The sequence below is a fragment of the Prevotella communis genome (genome assembly GCF_022024115.1).
GTDB lineage: Bacteria > Bacteroidota > Bacteroidia > Bacteroidales > Bacteroidaceae > Prevotella > Prevotella communis.
Genome location: NZ_CP091792.1, coordinates 2,172,548 through 2,191,036 on the forward strand (window position 1 = coordinate 2,172,548; position 18,489 = coordinate 2,191,036).

An 18,489-nucleotide genomic window follows, 5' to 3' on the forward strand; every position below is an offset into this window, starting at 1 on the left:
GGTTAGTCATCCTCAGTAATAAAGGTTCCTTTCTCTTCGATATAGTCTATCTTCATCGACTCCTTGCTGATGATGAAATGCTCCTTCAATCGCTCAGGAGTACAGCCGAAGATTTGATACTCACAGCCCTTATGACCACGTTTCTTGAAGAAGCCGCTGCCGATACGGGCCATCGTCTGACCAAACTTCTGCTTAGACACCATCTCTACCTCGTTGTCGGCACAGAACTGCTCCAGACTCTCTAACAGCGTGTCGGTGGGTATCATCACACCGACCTCGTTCCTTGCGCGCATATCCCAACGCATCTGATAAGAATTGATCCAAGCCAACACAGGATTGACACGTAACTGAGCCAACAACATCTGTCGCCTGTTGCCCTCACTCGATGGGAAGATGAAGTTCCTGCGGCGCAACTCGCGAGCACCCCTCAGAACCCAGTTGAAGATGCCGGGATATTCGGCTATCAACTCCTGACTGAGACTCTTGTTCTGGCGCTCCTTGGGAATGGTGACATCAAAGCTGATGAACTGCAACCTGCGGATGAAGCCAAGGCTCTGGTCATCAGGATAAGGCAACTCGTTCAGATTGAAGATGAGGTAGGGCAGGTGGTCGTTCTCACGCACATCCTCACCAATCTTTCGGTCGGTGACCGGCTCACCGCTGACAATACGCTTGAAGACACCTGTGCGCTTCCTGCCAAACGTCCTGCTGTCGGAGTCGCTGCTCCAGTTGAACAAAGCGTCTCTCAGCAACCGTCGGGCGCGCATACCTTCATCACCAGGAGAAGTAAGTTCGTCGTAGTCGATGCCGCTGATACGGTCACGGCCATAGATGCCCATAGCAGTATTGAAGATGACGCTCTTACCATTACTGCCTGAGCCAATGAGTATCAGACACAGCTCTACCTTCGCACAGTCCTTGCCCTCGCAAGGGTTATAGACGGTGCCACGCTCAATCAGGCCCAAACCTAAGAACATCTGCAGAATCAGACGACTGTTCTTGTCTGGCAACACCTCATGCAGGAAGTTGTTCCACTTGTAACACTTAGCGCGCTCGTTGTACTCGTAGGGATGATAATAGGTGACGTGGAACTTCGGTGAGAAGTCATACAGTCGAAGGTCTCGCAGGTCCAGAACGCCGTTCTTGAACGCGATGACATCATTCCTCGGATTCAACGGATTGTAGTAGCGGATAGTGTCAATGAAATACTTCTTGCAGAACTGACGGTTGCCAATCATGGGAACAATACGCAGATGCTCTAACAACAGGTCGTAGGCACTCATGATCAACTCTTCTCTGACGGCAATGTATATCTTGTCGTCAAAGAGCCAGTACTGGCCGCTGTTATAGAGGATAGAGGCTTCCTTGGCCAAGCGACGGACATTCTTAGTGAACGTCAGCAGCTTGTCATTATAGCCGTCGGAGGTCTTGTAGCCCCACCTGCCTTGCAGGGCCTCAAAGCCATAATCTGGATTCGAGGCACTACTCAGCAAGCCAGCATAAATCTTATCTATAATAGTACTATCTTTCATACGCTCTCTTTTTTAGTATGAGGCTCCAGACAGTCCTCGGTGGCATAGCTCGGCACATATAGCTTACCAACGCGCACCTTGTAAAGGGAGAGGTCTTTCTTGACGGCCTCGCCATCAACCTTCTCACCTTTCTTAGCAACGCGCACGCGCACGATGGTTCCTGTCTTTCCCTCTACACTCGGGAAGATGGGACACGTCTTGATACGCACCTTGTCACCTCGCTTAAACATCGTTTCCATAGCCTTCTCACTCTTGTTCTTTCTCAATCTTCTTCACGGGCAGCTGATACATCTTCTCGTCGCCCTCCAAAGAGGCAAAGAACTGCTTGCTGCCATCCTCATAGGAACGAACGCTAAACGACACGTCTTTCAGACTGCCACAGATAACACCATTGAAGACATTGATGACCCAGCCGACATTCGTGAAGTTCGGCTCGTAGCCTTGCTCATTCAAGAACCGCTTCATCTTCTTCATCACTATCTGACAGTTGTACTGCTGCTTGCGCATCCACTTCTGATAACGCTCAGCTCTCAGACGGTCATTGACGGTCTTCTTGAAGTTCGGAACAAACACGTTCTCAAACAAGCTGCAGCAAAGAAGCCAGCCAAGGACACGCTGATACATCACAAAGTGGGTAGGATGATTGGCAGGACGGCTTGGGGCACCTATACAGCCACCATCCCACAACTCTCGCTTTCCGTGATACTTGCAGCCAGACAGGTATTCTACGGTGGCATGGTTGTCATCAAACGACACACGGATGCATTTCTCGCGATTCACGAAAACACCTCTCTTCTCTTTCTCAAAACCATTCCAGCGAAGCAGACTCTTCACGCTCCACGGACTCAAACGATTGTCTTCTCTAATCATAATTTCTATCTGTTAAGTTACTACTAAATTTGTTCTGTATGTCGCTATGTTATAGCGACCCAAAGAGGGCCTAAACGTCGATCTTCGCCACGCGCATCAACTCATTCAGGGCCTTCTCGTACTTCTGCTTCATCTTCAAACCAGACTTCCACATCTTCTCGACACCCTTCCTGACATCATCACCAAGTTCTTCACCGACATCCTCTAAGAACTGGTTGTACTGCTCTTCCATCATGGCGTAGTTCTGCTCAAACTTGGCATAATACTCCTTGCGCTCTTCATCGTACTTCTTGAAAGCCTCGATACACTTGTTCTTCTCGTCTAAGACGATACGCAGACGCTTCAACTCCTGCTCGGTACTGAGCTTCAAGCCCCAGTTCGTCAACTGATGGTGAACAGGCACCTGACTGCCATCTTCCAACTCTTCGTATGTCACATCGCCCTTCCTCACGTCAAGGCCAAGATGCTCAACGACAGGAGGCTTCTCGTCATTCCATTTCTCCAGCAGCTCTTCTTCAATGGCCACAGGATAGTCAAAGCCCTGTTCTTCACCATCAACAAGAACGCGAGTGGAATTGACGTACCACATCACCTGCACTTTGTCACGCAGGCCCAACACGAACTCCATACCGTTGATACGGTACTTCACGCGCTGGCCGCAGTCCTGCCGCACGACAACTATATCTCCATTCTGAAACTTACTCATATCACTCGTTTTTAGTCAAACAACATCGGATAATCAACTTTCTCTGCCTCCCTCTGTTCGATAAGGCGCTGGCGCTTCTCAATGCTCTTCTGACGGTCTTTATGGGCCTGATTCTGCATGTTCGCAATGCCACTCTTCAAAGCCCAGACGCGCATACCAAGGAGCCTCAGCAGTTCACGCTCTTGTTTGTCGTTGATAACATACTCATTTTGCTTGTTCATGTGACCAGCACGGACATTCACCCAGCATCTACGGCCACCGACTTTATCTTCCCAGTCACAATAGACAATGAGACCGGCACCATGAGGATTGTGCTCTGATGGGCTATTCACCTTCGAGCCATTCCAGGACACTCCTTTGTACTCACCATCATACAGCCAGTGGAACACCTTCTCTGCCATCCTGTAAGGAACGGCATAGTAGAGGTGGCTCAGTTTCTTATCGTAGTGGGTATGGTCTTTCTTGAAGTCGGCCATGAAGTCACTCCACGTCCGCTTTATCTCGACCTCAGTAAGCGTCCTGCGACTCGACACAACAAGTAAGTCGGCCTCGTGATTCAAGAAACCCCAAGACACATTAGGTATCACTAAGTTCTTCCTAATGTAGAACGGCGACCAAGGAGAGCCACATATCAGATGCTCCACCTGCGCCATTTCAAGGTATGTCTCTTTCTGCCTCATGACACTACTTCTTTTCTACAACAGCATCAACACCACAATGATGAACCTGCTCGTCATCATCCTTATCATCAATAAGGGCCTGCATCTTCTTCTTCAAGGCGAAATACTTCTCCTTCCAGTAACCACCATCCTTCGAGAACTCATACTTCAAAGGAATCAGCTTTATCTCATACTCAGTAGTACGCTGAGGCCTGAATATATCCATGCCACTAACACGCATATCTACTGGCTGAACACTCGGAACACACTCATAGCACAAATCGTAGAGATTCATGCCGTTCTTCTCGGCAAACTCATACAACGCCTTGTTCACTTCATGCGTAATCGTCTTCTGATCCTCCACGAAGCCGTCAAAGATGGCTCGGGCCAACTCGTCGTGAATCCTACGCTCACGCTCCGTCAACCTCACGCTGTCTAAGAACGACAGCGGAACAAACTCTTTGAAATTCTTATCCATCTTTCTTTGAAATTTAATCGTTAGCGGAGAGCACTGGAATCGAACCAGACCCGAACGCATCGAGCGAAGCAGATTAGCAGTCTGTCCCTATCACCATCAAGGCTTACTCTCCAGAAAATTTTGTCCCAGATAAACCGCTTTTCCCGATAAATCACATAACATGCATACTTATATTCCTCTATATCCCTCTGCGTATGAAGCGCGTCCGATAACGAAAAATGCAAAACACCAGTATATAAAGGACTTTCAGACATGTTCCGTGAACGATAATCTCGATTTCAGCGAAAATGGCCAAACCTAAGACTTCAAACCCTATATACCTATCATAGAAAAACGGAAACCATTGCAAAGATAGACAAAATCGTTAAAATCATACGCAAAACACATCAACCCAAATATCACGCATTAACATCTTTAACATACACAATCTCATAAATCTGCATAAATCCTTATTAAATACGCATTTACACTATGCCTGATTCTACATAAACACCATTCTTCATGCTCATAGAAAACGTGAACGATATTTTTTCACTGACCTCGTTATCGACACGAAATGCGTACATTCTTATACGCATCCTCGAATTGTTAAAACGCTCAGAAAAATAGGAAAAAAATTTTTTGAAGGCGACCGACATAGCAAAACTAATTCAAAGCAGGGGGGTGCCACCCCTGCATAAACATGCACTTTTTATGTATATATGCACATTTTATGCACATTTTATGCACTTTTCCGCTGATAGTATTATATATACTATCTATGTCAAAATGGCACATTTTTGGCCTAAAAACTGCCATTTTGTCACGTCTTCGCGCGCTCGGTGGCCGCTCAAATGTTCCACGAAAAAAGGCTGTGAAACACTTGCACACTATAAAACGCCATATATTAAGTGTACTTTAACCCCTTATGTTTCACGCATATACGCCTGAAATTAACACTTTTACCCTCGTATCTCCTTATATATCAAGCAGTTACGCACGTACTATGTAGATATATTATAAATAGGTCGTAACTTGCTGATTATCAGCGCCTTACGTCTTATTTATATTTAGTCCAAATTAACACTTACGTTTTGCTATGTTTCACGCTGATTTAGTGACACTTTGCTCAATGTTTCACGGATTTTTGTGACATATACGCAAAATATGCACAAATACGCATATATATGCATAACATTTAACATTTGACCCCTATCTTTTAACATTTAGGGCCAAATTGCACACATTTTATGCACTTTGTTTCACGCATAACTTGCTATATATCAGCGAGTTATGCGCTTGCAAAGTGTCACTGCAACCCCTATTGTGAGTAACACAAATTTTTATTATCTTTGTACCGTACAAAGGTACAAAGAGTTCTTTCACAGACTGAGACACCGAGACAAGCCAAGCCGACAAGGGCGCGCCGTGAAACATCGAGCGCGTGAAACATATTTAGTATTAACCCAAAGGGCCGAGCGTCAGGACGACCGCCAGCCGAAAGGCCGGAAAGCACCACGCACGAAGACTATGGCAATAAAGAACATGACCGCCGAGATTGCAAACGAAGTCAAGAACGTGAAGGGCGCAACCCGCAACACAATCGAAGACACAGTGAAGAACGCCGAAGCAATGGAAGGCAAGCAGGAACGAGTGAAGAGCGAACTCGCCAAGGCTTACGAACGAGCCGAAGCCGCCGCCGCCGCTCTCTTCCGTGAGAGTTATCTCTCACAAGTTCAGAACATGATGGCCGAGTGCATCACGAAAGCGATTGCAGACGAAGCCGAGAACATGACGAAGCGCGAACTCGCCGCCGAGTCGAAGACTCTCACACAGATTATCAACGAAGGCAAGGCCGAGAGTAAGGGCTTCACGGTTCGTTTTAGCGACACCGAGAAAAACGGTATTATCGAAGTACCCGCCGAGACGCTGCACGAGATGTTCGCCGCCGCCAAGCAGTCAATGCTGAAAGTGAAGATTGCCGAGCGCGAGCGCAAAGCCGCCGAAGCCGCCGCCGCCGAAGCCAATCGCATCGAACTCGCCGCCTCAATTGGCGTAACTCCCGAGATGCTGGCACAATTGAAGGAACTGGGCGTTATCAAGTAAGAGAGCGCCGACACCAAGCAGGAAAGAACCCGCCGCCGAGCGGGTTTTTTCTTGCCCTTTTGTCTCGTGTTTCAAGTTCGCTTATCCGTACATCAGGCGTGACAAGTGCCTGACACTCTTCGAGAGTGAGCCGAGAGTCAAGCGAACGAACGAGCCGAACGACCGAACGAGTCGAACGGTTCGCGGTTCTTTTTGAAGTAGTCGGACCGACTGACAGCCGACGAAGAAACGCGCCAGCGGTGCGCGAGTCTCAGCGAAGGAAAGTAAAACCTTCGGACTGGCCTAAATGCCAGCAGTCTGAAACAAGCAAGCGCAGATCTGACGGGAGTACGATGGAGCGAGAGAGAAATCTCTCGCTTTTTTGTGCTCTCTTCTGCGTGAAAACAACCGCGAAGAAATCATATTCTTTATTCCTGGCCACTTGGAATTGGCGGGTGGTTCCCGCTGAAAGTACGATGGTGTAGGCTTAATTCACTTTGCCGAACCTCGTGGGCGAACGAGCCGAGCGAACAAAGTACGACAGTACGATGAACGAGCGGAGCGAACGACCGGCAGACAAATAAGATATTAGGAAGGTGCAAGACCTGACCATAAAGAAACATGGTTCCCGAATGATTCACAAATCGGAAATAGCCGACGGTTGGGGCAAAGATGCCCTCGAAAGAGGAAAGTCCCAGGTGAATGAACGAAGTCGGCGAGACTACGGGAATGAGTACGATGTCCGAGCGATCGGCGCGCTGCTCATTCCTTCTATTGTTTAACCAAACTACAAGAATTATGATTACGTTAGAGAAAAATCCATTGAAGAAAGAGTTGTTTACGATGGCCGAGAATCTTGAAATGGGATTCATCAGCCCTCTGGAGTTCCTTTTGCAGTACGGTGACATTCTTCGTGCGTTAGGTGCTGAGAAATGTCTGAACGATAAGATGTCCGAGATTCTTGAACCGTTAGCGACAAGCATTGCCGCCATGGTGAAGAAAGGAAACGTGAACAACAATCAGATTGAGAACTTTGGAAGCCCTGCTTTCCAAGATTAGTCTTTCGGGCAGTACGAATGAGCTGCCCACCACTAACCAATAAATAAGAGTATGTTACAATCAGAATTTTACGACCGCACAGGCGTAACGCTCACCGCCGAAGAGTACGGTGACGTTGAGAACATTTACAATCGTGTTCAGATGGATAAAGACGAGTTCTGTAAGTTGTGGATGAAATGCCGCGACAACAAGATTATCAAAGAGCTTGTTCAAACCTGCATGGGCTACGAGAAGAAATGCGCTGCCTCAGAGAAAGCAAACAAAGAGTTTGAGGTAACGATGGCGAAGGAGTTGGCCGCTGGCCGCAGACGATTAGAAGAACTTGGCCGGAAGGTCATCCTCTACCGCTGTGACGATTCTCGCCTCTACGATGTCTTGGAAGAAGAATTCACGCTTGACTTCATCGTGAAGGTAAAGTTAGAGGAAAATCTCGATCTTGAAGACCATGAGCGCAAGCACCTTCTCGGAAAGTTGTAGTCTCTTCAGTCTGGCTGAACGACCAGGCCGAACGATTATTAACCAAAACTTGAAGAATTATGAAGAAGATTTTTCTCCTTTGCACGAAGTATATTCTCGTGCTTGCCTGCGCTATGTTTGGTGCTCTGTCAATCATTCTCATTGAAGACCTCAATGTCGGCGGTTCCTTTGCTTTCCTTGGCATTGGTGCTGGCACTCTGATTTGGGACGCGAAATTTTAGTCTCTTCGGCCTGACGTGGCCGAACGATTAACCAAAGCATAAGATTATGATTGTAACGTACAACGATTATCTTCCTCTTGATGGAGCTGGAACACTGCTTCATCCTGCCTTCAAATGGCTGAGGAAAGAGAGAACCGAAGTCTGTCACAATATCACAAAGGCAGGCAATCTCTATTACATGATGAGCGCAGGCGGTTACGTCATCCATTCTGTCGAGGTGGAGAAAATTACCAAGATAGAGTTTGGTGACATGATTGTTTCCTGTTCTCATTGCGCGAACGACCCTTATCCTTTCTGTGCCCAGTGGAACAAAAAGGACGGTCAGCACTACATGAACCAAGGTTGCGCTGAGTTCAGCGGCATCTTGGAATCAATCAGACAATATTTGCGTAATTAGTCTCTCGGGCCTGATGGCCCACAACAAACCACAATCCATCATTAGAGAGCGTGATTTGCCGCGCTGAGTTATCCGTATTTCCATCCACCCTTGAAGTGGCTCTCAGCGTCAGAAACAACAAAAGGCACTTGAAGCGTTGTGGGGCAATTGGAGAAACGCCAAATCTTTCTCCCGACAACATGGAGTGTTCGCTGCTTGAAATCTCACGTCAGCAGTTGCCAACCAAGTGGGCGCGAAAGGTTCAGATGTCGTAATAACCGAGGCCAGTTCTCCACCGTGTACCGACCTAAAACCACGCGGTGCGGTCCTGTGACACAAGTACGAAGTACAAGATGTTGTGCGGCAGGCGCGGAAAGAAAACCGTTCAAACACGTCGAAGCCGCTCAGGGACGTAAAGGCAGCGGGGGCAAGTAACGGCCTACTGAGTAACATTGGCTGATAAAGGAAAGCAGCGCAGTCCACCGAGCGTCAAGGGAGCGGATGCGGAAGACCACAACTTCCAAAGAAAAACAAAGGCTACCGTTGGACGATAACGTCAAAGCGTAACAATCTGAGTCTCTCTGACAGGGCGGTGACGATCGCCTTGTCACTACTAACCAAACTCACGAGATTATGGCAAAGTTAAACGTCTATTCCTTCGCAGACTACAACGCTGTCCGTTTCCTCGCTCATGACGTGAAAGACGGCAACAGTCGTAGCATCTGCAGGGCAGCGCAACTCATGGCACACCTCGTGTCGGTTATCTCTGACGAGAACAGCATCCTCGTGCCTATGCCTGGCCGAACGGGTGCCGCTCTTTACACAAAACTTCTCGCTGAGAAAATCTCTGAGCTGACCGGCATCGCGTGTCTCGACTGCCTTGGCTGTAAGCCACACATGACTCAGTACTACAGGAAGCGCAAGTACGGCATCCGCAAGATGTCGCTCCTTCACCTCTTCCTGACCTCTGACGTGCCGAGCGACTGTCATCCCATTCTCATTGACAATGTTCTCGACACAGGAACGACGGCTGTTTCTGCCCTCAATGCGCTCAATGTCTCTGCCGACTGCGTAGTGCTGGGCAACACAGACAACTTCCGTCTTTTCAACTATCCCATTTCTTTCTTCGAACACAGTCTCTCGAGAGCGTGAGCAATCGCGCCCTCACAATTTTTGTTTCACCCTTAAAAAAATAAAGATTATGAGGTATTCTTGCGATTACTACAAAGCAATTGTGACGCTGAAGAACGGCGCACACAAACTGATTCGTGTTTCTTACAGAATGGTGGCCCACCTGAACGCCAAGTTCCAGGAGGTGAAGCGTAGCATCTTCAATGACATCGTGACCGTGGAAATCTGCGGCCAGCAACTCTGCATCAACGACATTTTGAAGTGCAAGTTCATCAACGAGCGCACTCACGAGGAACTGCTCACGCTCGCTTAGTCTCTTTGGTTGTGAAGCGAACTTCACAACCGCAACCAACCAATCCCAAATGATATGAAATCAATATGGCGCACAGAATTTCGTGGCACGAAGATTCTCTTCATGTCTAACGTGACGAGGTGGCTTGTTGTGACCGAGAAGGAGTACGGCATCACCATTGAGCCGACAGGCTTGCAGGATGATGTCTTTGGCCGTCAGGTCTTCCACAACTCCCATCAGAAGCTGTTCCACTCTCTGGCCGCTCTCCGCAAGTGGCTCAGAAAGCAGTAGTCTCTAAACCTGCCGATATCGGTGGGTTCTATGTCTAACCACTTAAACTACAAAGATTATGAAGGATTTACAGAAAATGCGTGACGAGTTCGAGAAGAAGATCGAGCGCGAGAGGATTGCCAACAATCTTGAAGAACGCTTCGGCGTTGAGTTCTATGTCTTCGAGCGTTTCCGCGCGAATGGCCTGCGCATCTTGGCGCATAATGACAACTTCCGCGACGAGACAATCAGCCTTGCATTGGCGAAGCAGCTGCTCGAAGAGTTTCCTGCCGATGAACGACTGTTGCTCAACGCAACGGCAAGCGGTCAGAAAGACGAGGTTCACGGATTCTATCATCTGTGTGCAGACCGTGGCTTCACTGCCCAGTTCACTTCTCTCAAAGTGCATTGGCTCCACAAAGGCAACGAGTACGCTTTCCACCTGCACATCGACGGCAATGAAGTGCTGGAGCAGTTCTTCACTCCGTCAACAAGAAGGATGGATAGCTCAGAACGCGACACCTACAAGCCCACTTATCGCGGCCACATTCTCCGTGAGAAGGATTTGCCAATCATGCGCTTCAAGTGTTCTCACATCTCTTACTCTGGTGGCCATCTTGCAGCCACCGACCTCGCCGTCATCGACGAAATCATCAGCGCCATCAAGAACGCTTAGTCTCATGAGGCTGTGAACGACTGACACGGCCTCGCTCATTAACCCTAAAAACTACAAGAATATGGAAGAAAGAATTGAGAAGCAGCACAGCATCTGTCTCACCGAGGTCTTCAACAGCCGCGACGAGTTGCAGATGAACGAGAACGAATGCGCCTATTACAAAGACGAGTTCGCTGAGATCAAGAAGGCCATGGTGAAAGAGTTACTGCCTGTGCGTGGTAACTTTGGGACTTTCTGCCCACACCTTCAGTTTGTCACACTCGACGCTCTGCGTCCCGAGGACTGGCCGAACAACATTGCTCAGAACAGCATCTATCTCTATTTCGAGATTGACTTGAAGAGCAAGACTTTCGAAGTTGCACAATGCGGTCACATCTGGCTCAGCAAGCACGACCAGGACAAATCCTATCTCGCCATGTGTTCCATGAAGAAAGCCCACCAGCATTTGGGCGGCAAATGGCTTCGCAAGAGCAAGTACAAGGACGCGAACGACCTCACGGCCAAAGTCAAGAAGTTCTACGATTCTGTCATGGAAAACGTGACCAAGGCCACCGGCGGCTATCCGTACAAGAAGATGCTCATTGACATCTATTAGTCTCTAAGGGCGCGCCATGCGCCCACCATTAACCAAACTCTGAATGATATGATTAAGTACAAAGGTTATTCTATTTGGAACGAGCCTACACCGTCAGGCCGTCCGAATTGGAAAGTTGGCACAGTCCAAAACGATGGAAAGATGTTAGTCCATGCGTCCGGCTACGGAAGCTGCCTGACTGCGAAACGCGCTGCCGATGGTCACTTTGGCCGTCTCTGAGTCTCACCACCATTTCGTGCACATCCACGAAATGGTGCTCACAACCAATCCATTTTAGAATATGAAACACGAAGATTACAGAATCCGCTACAATGAAATCATGTTCGACGAACGCGACATGATTAAGAAGTTCTTGGAGAAGACAGCCGACATCCGCTACGGTAATCAGATGTTTGAGTACACGCTGGAGCCAATGGTGGAAGTTATCTCTGTCACAGGACTGAGAGTGAAGGTGCGCGAAGTCGTTCTCAATGATGATGGCGACGTGACTTTCCTCGTCTATCCCTACAAGACCTCAACGATGGAACGCTGGGAGTGCTCGAACTTCGCCCTGGGCGAACTGTCTAAGATTATCGACGCTCTACCCGAGGCTGACGACTTCATCTATAAAGATGCTCAGCACGACCTTCGTATGCTCTGCCGTCAGTGTGATGACAACACCATCGACCTCGAAGAGTGTCCTTTCTCGTGGAAGAGCGGCAACTCTACATTCACGGTGCATACCGTCTTTGTGGATGCTGCAGACGATAAACTCAACTACGAGATTTGCGAGCAGTCGCCTACGGTTCCCGACCCTCAGAAGAACGGTTGGGGCGTGTGGGAAGAGCTGTCTGCCGACAATGCCAAGGCTCTCGCTCGTCACATCAAGCGCCATTTCCTGCGAGATACCAAAGAGTACAAGCAACTCAGAAATCTCCTGCTGGAGCATGGACGGCCTGATGTCAGCAAGGACCAGCACTATTTCCTGTGGTCAGAAGACAATATCCCAAGCGTCTCTATCAACTACCAAGGCGTAGAGTTCGCCGTTGTCGAGGTGTTCCTCAATGTCGAAGAGGGTAGTATGTTCATCTATACGCATCCCGTAGAGAGTCGTATAGGCAACGAGTACACCTTCCACGAGCACGACCTCACGGCCAAGGAGTTGAATCCTGTCCTCGAAGCGATCGAGCAGTTCCTCAAAAGCAAGAAGTCTATGGAGATTCGTATCTCTGAGGTACGCTCACGCACTATCACTGTGCCCACCGACGACTTCGACGAAGCCAAGCGTCTTGCCAAGGAGATTCTTCTCAAAGAGCCGCTATGCGAAGCCGACTCAGACGGCATCGAGTTCTCTTAGTCTCTATGCGCCTCGTGGTTCTGCCACGAGGACCTACAAACCAACCCAAACGAATATGAAGTACAAAGTAGAAATCACAGAGACTCTCCAGCGCATCGTTGAGATAGAGTCAGAAGATGCCGAGTCTGCCGTCAAAGCAGCACGTCAGATGTATCGTAACGAAGACATCGTGCTCGACGAAGGCGATTACAAAGGTGTCGATTATGTTGTCATCAACTAATCAGTCATAGTCTTGTAGTTGGCGGTTGCCACCGTGCCCTTCGGTTTTCCGAAGGGTCTCTGGTACCGCTTTCAACCAACCGTCTCTCCATCATTTTCGTGACCTCACGAAAATGGTACTCATTTATGTCTAACCCATTAAACAAAAGAATTATGAGTAAACGTATCACAAAGGCAATGGCAGAAGCCGCCGCACACGAACTGGCCAAGATTGCTTTCGACAAGAAGGTAGAGAAGGCAGAGAACGATCTCCAGCAGCTCGCAGAGCATTTCGTCCGCAAGTACATTCCGGAAGAGGTGCGCGAAGTAGGAGTGACCTATGTTGAAGCCTATGACCACGAGAGTAGAGCCGAGTTTACCACAGAAGGTAATGGTGGCTACAACTACAAGTACGTCAGACTGTCCTACGAGCATCCGAAGTTCAAGCGCATCCAACTTTCAATTGAGGATTGGCGCTCTCTCGAGAAGGCCGACAAACTTCTGCGCGACATGCAGGATGCTTGTCGCGACTACGACTATGACGTGCAGACAGCACTCTTCAATCTCCGCACAGAGCGAAACGTCACCGACCAGTTCCCCGAGGCCCTTCCGTTCCTCAACTTCACAGCGTGTACCGCCCTTGCACCGAACCTAACTCCGCTCCGTGCACTGCTCAATCAGAACCTCTAAGTCTCTCTATGCTGCAACACCGTTGCAGCAACTATCAACCAAATCAAGACGAATATGACTGAAATGACTTACCTGCAGCAGTTCCAGCAGCTAAAGACGAAGTACGCCGACGCGCTCTTCCTCTTCCGCTGTGGCGACTTCTACGAGGCTTATGGCGACGATGCCGAGGTTTGCTCAAAGGAGTTAGGTGTCACGCTATCCAGCGTGGACGATATGAGATTCTGGCCGGAAGACCGTCTTGTCTCATTTCCCCATCATGCTCTCGATGCGTACTTGCCGAAGCTGGTGCGCAACGGCCACCGCGTGGCCATCGTCGACCAACTCGAAGACCCGCGTAAAACCAAGCAACTCGTCAAACGAGACGGCCTCTAATTGTGCAAGTTATTGTGCAACTTATTGTTCAATTTTTGAACAATAACCTGAACAATAAAATGCAGTTAAATATCAACTTATTGTTCAAATTCTGAACAATAAAACTCTCGTCTCGCGCGTGCGCGATAGTTACTCTATAGAATATAAATAATTATAATATATTTATATATCGGTCGAAATTCAAAATTAAAATCGTAAATTTGCATCTGAAATTCATCAAGAAATGAACAAGTTCGCACTGTTCCTTTGGTGGTGTACCATCATCATCCTCTTCACTGGCTACCTCGGCTTCCTGCTGACGGTGGCTATCGCATCTGTTATCATCTTACTCTACCTGCTTTTCTACAAGTATCTCCTTCATCGGCAATGGCGAAAGGAGCAGCGCGACTATCTCGACGCGCTCTTCCAATACGAGAACCGTGAGGAATACGAGCGTAAGCGTCAGGAGTACATCGACAATTGGGGTAAAGACCCAGGCTCCTACGACGAGCGACGCGACCGGCTCAAACGTGAGCTGGCTAAAATCAAGTAGTCTCTTTAGGGTTAGTGCAGCGAGGTTCGTCCTCGCTGTAAACCCACCAAGTTTAACCAAACCCTAAAGCGTATGAAAGAAATCAAGTCTCTGTCTTTCGAGGAAAACAAGCGCTATCAGGCAGCTATCGTCAAGGGCTATTTCGACACCTACGACGATGACCCGCGAGCATGGCGCCGCTCATTCCTCGGAACATTCATTTGGAAGCATCCTACGCGCATACCCACCATCGACATCTTTACTGAGGTCGTTGGTCACTTGCCGACGTGGGCAGACATCACAGACCAAAATCTGCGCGAACTTCAAGAGGCTATGGCCAAGCGTTATTGCGCCAACACGTGCAAGAACCGCTTCGCTGAGTTGAAGGCTATCATCAATGAGTATGCCGACGAGCAGCCAATGGCCACTCAGAAGTTCAAGCGCATCCTCGTTGCAAAGAGCGAACCGTCTCAGGCGGTCTATCTCAACACTCACGAGATTGCAAAGATTCTGGACTACCCTCCGCTCACCGATATCGAGCAGTATGTGCGTCGCATCTTCCTCATTGAAGCGCTCACAGGTGCTCGTAACTGCGACTCTGTGCGTCTCACGCTGGAGAATGTTGACTTCGAGAAGGAACCACCGCTCATAACGTACTTCTCTCAGAAGGTTCGTAAGAACGTCCATGTTCCCATGCACGCCTCGCTTCACGCCATCCTCGCTGAGAAGGTGGAGTGTCCTGCGCCGTGCCTCGACACGTTCAACTCCACGTTGCGCACCATCTGTCATCGGTGCGGCATCAACGAGCGCGTCACAATCTTCCGACGCGGCAAAGAGACGACAGACGAGAAATGGCGCTATGTCAGCTCTCACACTGGCCGACGCTCTTTTGCCACTAATCTCTTCATGCAGGGAGTTGACCCTTACGAAATCTCTGAGTATATGGGCCACTCTTCTCCGCAGATCACTATTCAGCGGTACATCATCGGACACAAGAACACGTCCGACGCTGCCATCCGCTTCTTCACAAAAGAATTATGAACTACCAAAACGACACAACCTACTCGTTTGAGGAAGGTAAGACCTTTAGCCTCGACACGCTGCCGAAGAATGCGTTACTCGTAGTCTTCGACGACTCTTTCATTATCACGCATGGCATGAGCCGCGCTCTCAGCAAGGCAATGGCGGGCCACGGCACGGTGCTCACACCTGCCGAGGCAGCACAACGCTTCCCTGACCGCTTCTCCGTCAAGCAGCACAACGTCTCTGTTCTTCTCTCAGAAGCACAGTACAAGTATGCAAAGATTCGTGGAAAAGGCTCGCCTGCTAAGTACATTCGCGAATTTATTGACATGGATATGAACTTAAATCCCATCAAGCCAATGAAAACATGACAAAACAAGAACTTCTCAGCGAACTGCAAGGCATCTTCGCTGACGCGGAAGCAGGCACCGACCTCGCAAACATTGAGCATCGCCTCTCTATCGCCGCCACGAAAGTTGACGCGCTGATAGAGTCAGGCAATGCTCCCGAAGGGTTCACGCGCTTCCTCACCACTACGCTCGACGCTATCAGAACTGCCATCGGCAAAGACCCCGACAAGGCCCACTTCTACATCAAGGCTTTGTCTGAACTTGTCAGAGGCAACGACGATGCTGCCGAGGATGCAATCATAGACTATCAGGTCCGTGAATTTATCAAAGGGAATAATCTGAGCCAGTAGACTCAGATTATTCTCAGATTATTTCCCATTCAGTCTCTCTTCAAATCCCTTCATCGCAGTAATGATGGATTTGTCCAACAACTTTGCGTAGGTGGCCCTCGTCTGCCGTGTGCTGGTGTGACCAAGAATCTTTGAGATTACTTCCATATCCACACCGCCGTCATTCAGCAGCATCGTAGCGCCTGTGTGACGCGCCCAGTGGGTCGTTATCGGCTTGTCTATCCCTGCCGCCTGAGCCACGAGTTTCAGATACTCGTTGTACTTCACGTTACTCAGCAGTGGCAGCTTGCCGCCGTACTTCTTCAAGACGTTCTTCGCTCCCTTCAACAGCAGAAGCGTAAATTCCACGCCAGTCTTTCCTCTCTTCGCCGTATAGACGCTCACATCAGAGCACAAGGCATCTTCGCCGCCTTGGATGGAAGAGAGGTCGAAAGCAACCAAATCGACGTAACTCAGACAAGTGTACGTCTGGAACACGAATAAGTCACGCACCCTTTCAAGGCTCTCTGTGCCCATTGGTGCGCGCTCCAAGCGCCTGAACTCTTCCAAGGTGAGAAACTTCTGCAGACCGCAGTTCTTCTCCTTCTCTATGTGAAGCCACTTGTAAGGGTTCCGTTTCAGCATCCCTTCATCCATAGCATCAAGAATGAAGCTGTTCATGAAGCGGTGGTAGTTGTTCCACTTCGAGTAGTTCTTCATCCCTGTCTTCGCCAGGTCTTCATCCATCTTCATGATGTTCCTGTCCGTCACGTCGCTGAAGAACACAATGTGACCCCACGCCCTGAGCCATTTCAGAAAACGATCGTAGCGGTCTGCCGTGTCGGCACTCTTGCCATACACACGCACCTTCGCCCTGTCTTCACAGAAGTCCACGAAGAGCCGCTTCTCCCTCGTCAGGGCCTCCATCCTGCTCGGAATCTCGTCAAGGTTCAGCGCTCCGGCATCCATCATGGCGTTCACCACCTTGCGCGCTTTCACCATGATAGCATCAAGGGCAGCGTTCAGTTCCTTCGCATCCACGCGGTTCGTCACCGTTCCGTTATGCCAATGCTTCGGGAGCAGGCGAATGCCTGTTGACATCCACTTGGCCCTGCGCTCAAACGTCACTCGCAGTTCTACGACTGCTTCTCTCTTACTGGAAGCGATATGCCTCCTGTCATACACGAAAGTCAGAATTGGTACAATCATAATCGAATACTTTTATTGTTAATAATCAGTAAATGTTCCTTTTTTGTTCCGTATGCCACACTCTCGCGTCATTTTCCCCGAAAGTGTAAAACATTGCCCCGAAAGGTGTAAAACATGTGTAAAACATTCCGTCCGCATGAATGATTATTTATCATCATAAATCTACGTCCGTTCAGAGAGGTCTCTATCCCCTTATTAGGCTAATACTCAGCCCATTAAGGACACCTAAAACCTATAAATAACTGATTATCAACAACAAAAGAAGGAAGCCGTTTTGCGACTTCCTTCTTCGTTCAGCGGAGAGTGAGGGATTCAAACCCCCGATACCCATAAGGGTATACCGGATTTCGAGTCCAGCGCGATCGATCACTCTGCCAACTCTCCGAATTTTCACTTCATACGAGTTCTGTTTTCCTCTCGCTTTTTGCGGATGCAAAGGTACGAAGTTTCAACGAAACCTCCAAATTTATTCAAAGGAAAGTTTCGCCAATCTGCTTTTTAACTGTTCGGCTTCACTTTTACGGATACTCAGGCAAATCTGACAGGTATTATCGTATGTCTGACTGACAATACGCGGGTTCATATCCTTGACGATTCGCATCACGTCGTTCATCAGCGGATAGGCAAAGGAATAAGTAACCTGCTCCTCCACCTGACGCGTCACTACCTCTGCATGGGCTATCGCATCGGCAGTCGCCTCACGGTAGGCAATAATCAGTCCGCTGGTACCCAGGTTCACGCCACCATAGTAGCGTACCACGACAACCAGGATGTCTGTCAGTTCGTTGGAGTTTATCTGACCCAGAATGGGTTTTCCGGCAGTTGACGACGGTTCCCCATCATCATTCGCACGGAACTCCTCACGCTCAGGCCCCAACATATAGGCATAGCACACGTGGCGCGCATCATAGTATTTCTTACGATACTGCGCAATAATCTCCTTTACCTCCTCGACCGTCTCAACATGATGTGCAAAAGCGAGGAATTTACTCCGTTTCTCAGAGTAAAATCCCTCGCTTGTTGTTGCTATCGTCTTGAATTCGTCTGTCATTCTTTCCTGTTATA

General features: G+C 48.9%; 26 protein-coding genes and 2 tRNA genes. 18 read left to right on the forward strand and 10 right to left on the reverse strand.

The features are described 5' to 3' along the window. Nucleotides 1–2: 2 nt before the first annotated feature. From L6468_RS08950 to L6468_RS08980, 7 genes are all read right to left on the reverse strand, one after another. A complete protein-coding gene (locus tag L6468_RS08950) occupies nucleotides 3–1,532 on the reverse strand; it encodes a DNA primase family protein (RefSeq protein WP_237793005.1) in 1,530 nt (509 codons plus the stop codon). After that, nucleotides 1,529–1,798, reverse strand: a complete 270-nt coding sequence (locus L6468_RS08955; RefSeq protein WP_237793006.1) for a hypothetical protein — start codon at nucleotides 1,796–1,798, stop codon at nucleotides 1,529–1,531. The genes L6468_RS08950 and L6468_RS08955 overlap by 4 nt, the downstream gene beginning before the upstream one ends. After that, nucleotides 1,779–2,402, reverse strand: coding sequence for a hypothetical protein (locus tag L6468_RS08960; protein ID WP_237793007.1), 624 nt, complete (start codon nucleotides 2,400–2,402; stop codon nucleotides 1,779–1,781). Before L6468_RS08960 ends, L6468_RS08955 begins: the two co-directional genes overlap by 20 nt. A 70-nt stretch (nucleotides 2,403–2,472) precedes the next feature. After that, a complete protein-coding gene (locus L6468_RS08965; protein ID WP_237793008.1) occupies nucleotides 2,473–3,108 on the reverse strand; it encodes a hypothetical protein in 636 nt (211 codons plus the stop codon). An 11-nt stretch (nucleotides 3,109–3,119) separates the two neighbouring features. Then, nucleotides 3,120–3,788 (reverse strand): hypothetical protein, encoded by a 669-nt coding sequence (locus L6468_RS08970; RefSeq protein ID WP_237793009.1) that lies wholly within the window; start codon nucleotides 3,786–3,788, stop codon nucleotides 3,120–3,122. Nucleotides 3,789–3,792: 4 nt separating this feature from the next. Next, nucleotides 3,793–4,245 (reverse strand): hypothetical protein, encoded by a 453-nt coding sequence (locus L6468_RS08975; protein WP_237793010.1) that lies wholly within the window; start codon nucleotides 4,243–4,245, stop codon nucleotides 3,793–3,795. A gap of 24 nt (nucleotides 4,246–4,269) precedes the next feature. Continuing rightward, a tRNA-Ser gene (locus L6468_RS08980) sits at nucleotides 4,270–4,357 on the reverse strand. 1,397 nt (nucleotides 4,358–5,754) lie between these two features. Between L6468_RS08980 and L6468_RS08985 the strand changes: the two genes are divergently transcribed. From L6468_RS08985 to L6468_RS09070, 18 genes are all read left to right on the forward strand, one after another. Next, complete coding sequence (locus tag L6468_RS08985; protein ID WP_237793011.1) at nucleotides 5,755–6,330, forward strand: hypothetical protein; 576 nt, start codon at nucleotides 5,755–5,757, stop codon at nucleotides 6,328–6,330. Between the two features lie 777 nt (nucleotides 6,331–7,107). Then, the gene (locus L6468_RS08990; RefSeq protein ID WP_237793012.1) at nucleotides 7,108–7,368 is read left to right on the forward strand and encodes a hypothetical protein; all 261 of its coding nucleotides are present in this window, start codon (nucleotides 7,108–7,110) and stop codon (nucleotides 7,366–7,368) included. A gap of 51 nt (nucleotides 7,369–7,419) precedes the next feature. Next, a complete protein-coding gene (locus L6468_RS08995) occupies nucleotides 7,420–7,845 on the forward strand; it encodes a hypothetical protein (protein ID WP_237793013.1) in 426 nt (141 codons plus the stop codon). 59 nt (nucleotides 7,846–7,904) lie between these two features. Continuing rightward, nucleotides 7,905–8,066, forward strand: a complete 162-nt coding sequence (locus tag L6468_RS09000) for a hypothetical protein (RefSeq protein WP_237793014.1) — start codon at nucleotides 7,905–7,907, stop codon at nucleotides 8,064–8,066. A 46-nt stretch (nucleotides 8,067–8,112) separates the two neighbouring features. Next, the gene (locus L6468_RS09005) at nucleotides 8,113–8,463 is read left to right on the forward strand and encodes a hypothetical protein (protein WP_237793015.1); all 351 of its coding nucleotides are present in this window, start codon (nucleotides 8,113–8,115) and stop codon (nucleotides 8,461–8,463) included. Between the two features lie 612 nt (nucleotides 8,464–9,075). Then, nucleotides 9,076–9,594, forward strand: a complete 519-nt coding sequence (locus L6468_RS09010) for a phosphoribosyltransferase (protein WP_237793016.1) — start codon at nucleotides 9,076–9,078, stop codon at nucleotides 9,592–9,594. Nucleotides 9,595–9,643: 49 nt separating this feature from the next. Beyond that, nucleotides 9,644–9,886 carry a hypothetical protein gene (locus tag L6468_RS09015; RefSeq protein WP_237793017.1) on the forward strand — a complete coding sequence of 81 codons (243 nt, stop codon included), beginning with the start codon at nucleotides 9,644–9,646 and terminating at the stop codon, nucleotides 9,884–9,886. A 54-nt stretch (nucleotides 9,887–9,940) separates the two neighbouring features. After that, on the forward strand, nucleotides 9,941–10,156 hold the full coding sequence (locus L6468_RS09020; protein WP_237793018.1) for a hypothetical protein: 216 nt from the start codon (nucleotides 9,941–9,943) through the stop codon (nucleotides 10,154–10,156). A 58-nt stretch (nucleotides 10,157–10,214) separates the two neighbouring features. Further along, a complete protein-coding gene (locus tag L6468_RS09025; RefSeq protein WP_237793019.1) occupies nucleotides 10,215–10,811 on the forward strand; it encodes a hypothetical protein in 597 nt (198 codons plus the stop codon). A gap of 61 nt (nucleotides 10,812–10,872) precedes the next feature. Beyond that, a complete protein-coding gene (locus L6468_RS09030) occupies nucleotides 10,873–11,406 on the forward strand; it encodes a hypothetical protein (RefSeq protein ID WP_237793020.1) in 534 nt (177 codons plus the stop codon). 280 nt (nucleotides 11,407–11,686) lie between these two features. Then, on the forward strand, nucleotides 11,687–12,742 hold the full coding sequence (locus tag L6468_RS09035; RefSeq protein ID WP_237793021.1) for a hypothetical protein: 1,056 nt from the start codon (nucleotides 11,687–11,689) through the stop codon (nucleotides 12,740–12,742). A gap of 55 nt (nucleotides 12,743–12,797) precedes the next feature. Next, the gene (locus tag L6468_RS09040; protein WP_237793022.1) at nucleotides 12,798–12,962 is read left to right on the forward strand and encodes a DpnD/PcfM family protein; all 165 of its coding nucleotides are present in this window, start codon (nucleotides 12,798–12,800) and stop codon (nucleotides 12,960–12,962) included. A 152-nt stretch (nucleotides 12,963–13,114) separates the two neighbouring features. Next, on the forward strand, nucleotides 13,115–13,630 hold the full coding sequence (locus L6468_RS09045; protein ID WP_237793023.1) for a hypothetical protein: 516 nt from the start codon (nucleotides 13,115–13,117) through the stop codon (nucleotides 13,628–13,630). Nucleotides 13,631–13,684: 54 nt separating this feature from the next. Next, nucleotides 13,685–14,002: a MutS N-terminal domain-containing protein gene (locus L6468_RS09050; protein WP_237793024.1), complete on the forward strand. Its 318-nt coding sequence runs from the start codon at nucleotides 13,685–13,687 to the stop codon at nucleotides 14,000–14,002. A 223-nt stretch (nucleotides 14,003–14,225) separates the two neighbouring features. Continuing rightward, the gene (locus L6468_RS09055; RefSeq protein ID WP_237793025.1) at nucleotides 14,226–14,534 is read left to right on the forward strand and encodes a hypothetical protein; all 309 of its coding nucleotides are present in this window, start codon (nucleotides 14,226–14,228) and stop codon (nucleotides 14,532–14,534) included. Nucleotides 14,535–14,606: 72 nt separating this feature from the next. Beyond that, complete coding sequence (locus tag L6468_RS09060; protein WP_237793026.1) at nucleotides 14,607–15,554, forward strand: tyrosine-type recombinase/integrase; 948 nt, start codon at nucleotides 14,607–14,609, stop codon at nucleotides 15,552–15,554. Continuing rightward, the gene (locus tag L6468_RS09065) at nucleotides 15,551–15,907 is read left to right on the forward strand and encodes a hypothetical protein (RefSeq protein ID WP_237793027.1); all 357 of its coding nucleotides are present in this window, start codon (nucleotides 15,551–15,553) and stop codon (nucleotides 15,905–15,907) included. Before L6468_RS09060 ends, L6468_RS09065 begins: the two co-directional genes overlap by 4 nt. Further along, nucleotides 15,904–16,236 carry a hypothetical protein gene (locus L6468_RS09070; RefSeq protein WP_237793028.1) on the forward strand — a complete coding sequence of 111 codons (333 nt, stop codon included), beginning with the start codon at nucleotides 15,904–15,906 and terminating at the stop codon, nucleotides 16,234–16,236. Before L6468_RS09065 ends, L6468_RS09070 begins: the two co-directional genes overlap by 4 nt. Before the next feature lie 18 nt (nucleotides 16,237–16,254). Here L6468_RS09070 and L6468_RS09075 read toward each other — a convergent pair whose 3' ends face one another. From L6468_RS09075 to L6468_RS09085, 3 genes are all read right to left on the reverse strand, one after another. After that, nucleotides 16,255–17,424, reverse strand: coding sequence for a site-specific integrase (locus L6468_RS09075; protein WP_237793029.1), 1,170 nt, complete (start codon nucleotides 17,422–17,424; stop codon nucleotides 16,255–16,257). A 297-nt stretch (nucleotides 17,425–17,721) separates the two neighbouring features. Beyond that, a tRNA-Ser gene (locus tag L6468_RS09080) sits at nucleotides 17,722–17,808 on the reverse strand. A gap of 82 nt (nucleotides 17,809–17,890) precedes the next feature. After that, on the reverse strand, nucleotides 17,891–18,475 hold the full coding sequence (locus L6468_RS09085) for an IMPACT family protein (protein ID WP_237793030.1): 585 nt from the start codon (nucleotides 18,473–18,475) through the stop codon (nucleotides 17,891–17,893). Nucleotides 18,476–18,489: the final 14 nt, after the last annotated feature.

Excerpts from the sequence above, each read along its gene's own strand:
- L6468_RS08950 (WP_237793005.1), bottom strand. The coding sequence starts at position 1,532 with ATGAAAGATAGTACTATTATAGATAAGATTTATGCTGGCTTGCTGAGT.
- L6468_RS08960 (WP_237793007.1), bottom strand. The coding sequence starts at position 2,402 with ATGATTAGAGAAGACAATCGTTTGAGTCCGTGGAGCGTGAAGAGTCTG.
- L6468_RS08965 (WP_237793008.1), bottom strand. The coding sequence starts at position 3,108 with ATGAGTAAGTTTCAGAATGGAGATATAGTTGTCGTGCGGCAGGACTGC.
- L6468_RS08970 (WP_237793009.1), bottom strand. The coding sequence starts at position 3,788 with ATGAGGCAGAAAGAGACATACCTTGAAATGGCGCAGGTGGAGCATCTG.
- L6468_RS08975 (WP_237793010.1), bottom strand. The coding sequence starts at position 4,245 with ATGGATAAGAATTTCAAAGAGTTTGTTCCGCTGTCGTTCTTAGACAGC.
- L6468_RS08985 (WP_237793011.1), top strand. The coding sequence starts at position 5,755 with ATGGCAATAAAGAACATGACCGCCGAGATTGCAAACGAAGTCAAGAAC.
- L6468_RS08990 (WP_237793012.1), top strand. The coding sequence starts at position 7,108 with ATGATTACGTTAGAGAAAAATCCATTGAAGAAAGAGTTGTTTACGATG.
- L6468_RS08995 (WP_237793013.1), top strand. The coding sequence starts at position 7,420 with ATGTTACAATCAGAATTTTACGACCGCACAGGCGTAACGCTCACCGCC.
- L6468_RS09000 (WP_237793014.1), top strand. The coding sequence starts at position 7,905 with ATGAAGAAGATTTTTCTCCTTTGCACGAAGTATATTCTCGTGCTTGCC.
- L6468_RS09005 (WP_237793015.1), top strand. The coding sequence starts at position 8,113 with ATGATTGTAACGTACAACGATTATCTTCCTCTTGATGGAGCTGGAACA.
- L6468_RS09010 (WP_237793016.1), top strand. The coding sequence starts at position 9,076 with ATGGCAAAGTTAAACGTCTATTCCTTCGCAGACTACAACGCTGTCCGT.
- L6468_RS09015 (WP_237793017.1), top strand. The coding sequence starts at position 9,644 with ATGAGGTATTCTTGCGATTACTACAAAGCAATTGTGACGCTGAAGAAC.
- L6468_RS09020 (WP_237793018.1), top strand. The coding sequence starts at position 9,941 with ATGAAATCAATATGGCGCACAGAATTTCGTGGCACGAAGATTCTCTTC.
- L6468_RS09025 (WP_237793019.1), top strand. The coding sequence starts at position 10,215 with ATGAAGGATTTACAGAAAATGCGTGACGAGTTCGAGAAGAAGATCGAG.
- L6468_RS09030 (WP_237793020.1), top strand. The coding sequence starts at position 10,873 with ATGGAAGAAAGAATTGAGAAGCAGCACAGCATCTGTCTCACCGAGGTC.
- L6468_RS09035 (WP_237793021.1), top strand. The coding sequence starts at position 11,687 with ATGAAACACGAAGATTACAGAATCCGCTACAATGAAATCATGTTCGAC.
- L6468_RS09040 (WP_237793022.1), top strand. The coding sequence starts at position 12,798 with ATGAAGTACAAAGTAGAAATCACAGAGACTCTCCAGCGCATCGTTGAG.
- L6468_RS09045 (WP_237793023.1), top strand. The coding sequence starts at position 13,115 with ATGAGTAAACGTATCACAAAGGCAATGGCAGAAGCCGCCGCACACGAA.
- L6468_RS09050 (WP_237793024.1), top strand. The coding sequence starts at position 13,685 with ATGACTGAAATGACTTACCTGCAGCAGTTCCAGCAGCTAAAGACGAAG.
- L6468_RS09055 (WP_237793025.1), top strand. The coding sequence starts at position 14,226 with ATGAACAAGTTCGCACTGTTCCTTTGGTGGTGTACCATCATCATCCTC.
- L6468_RS09060 (WP_237793026.1), top strand. The coding sequence starts at position 14,607 with ATGAAAGAAATCAAGTCTCTGTCTTTCGAGGAAAACAAGCGCTATCAG.
- L6468_RS09065 (WP_237793027.1), top strand. The coding sequence starts at position 15,551 with ATGAACTACCAAAACGACACAACCTACTCGTTTGAGGAAGGTAAGACC.
- L6468_RS09070 (WP_237793028.1), top strand. The coding sequence starts at position 15,904 with ATGACAAAACAAGAACTTCTCAGCGAACTGCAAGGCATCTTCGCTGAC.
- L6468_RS09075 (WP_237793029.1), bottom strand. The coding sequence starts at position 17,424 with ATGATTGTACCAATTCTGACTTTCGTGTATGACAGGAGGCATATCGCT.
- L6468_RS09085 (WP_237793030.1), bottom strand. The coding sequence starts at position 18,475 with ATGACAGACGAATTCAAGACGATAGCAACAACAAGCGAGGGATTTTAC.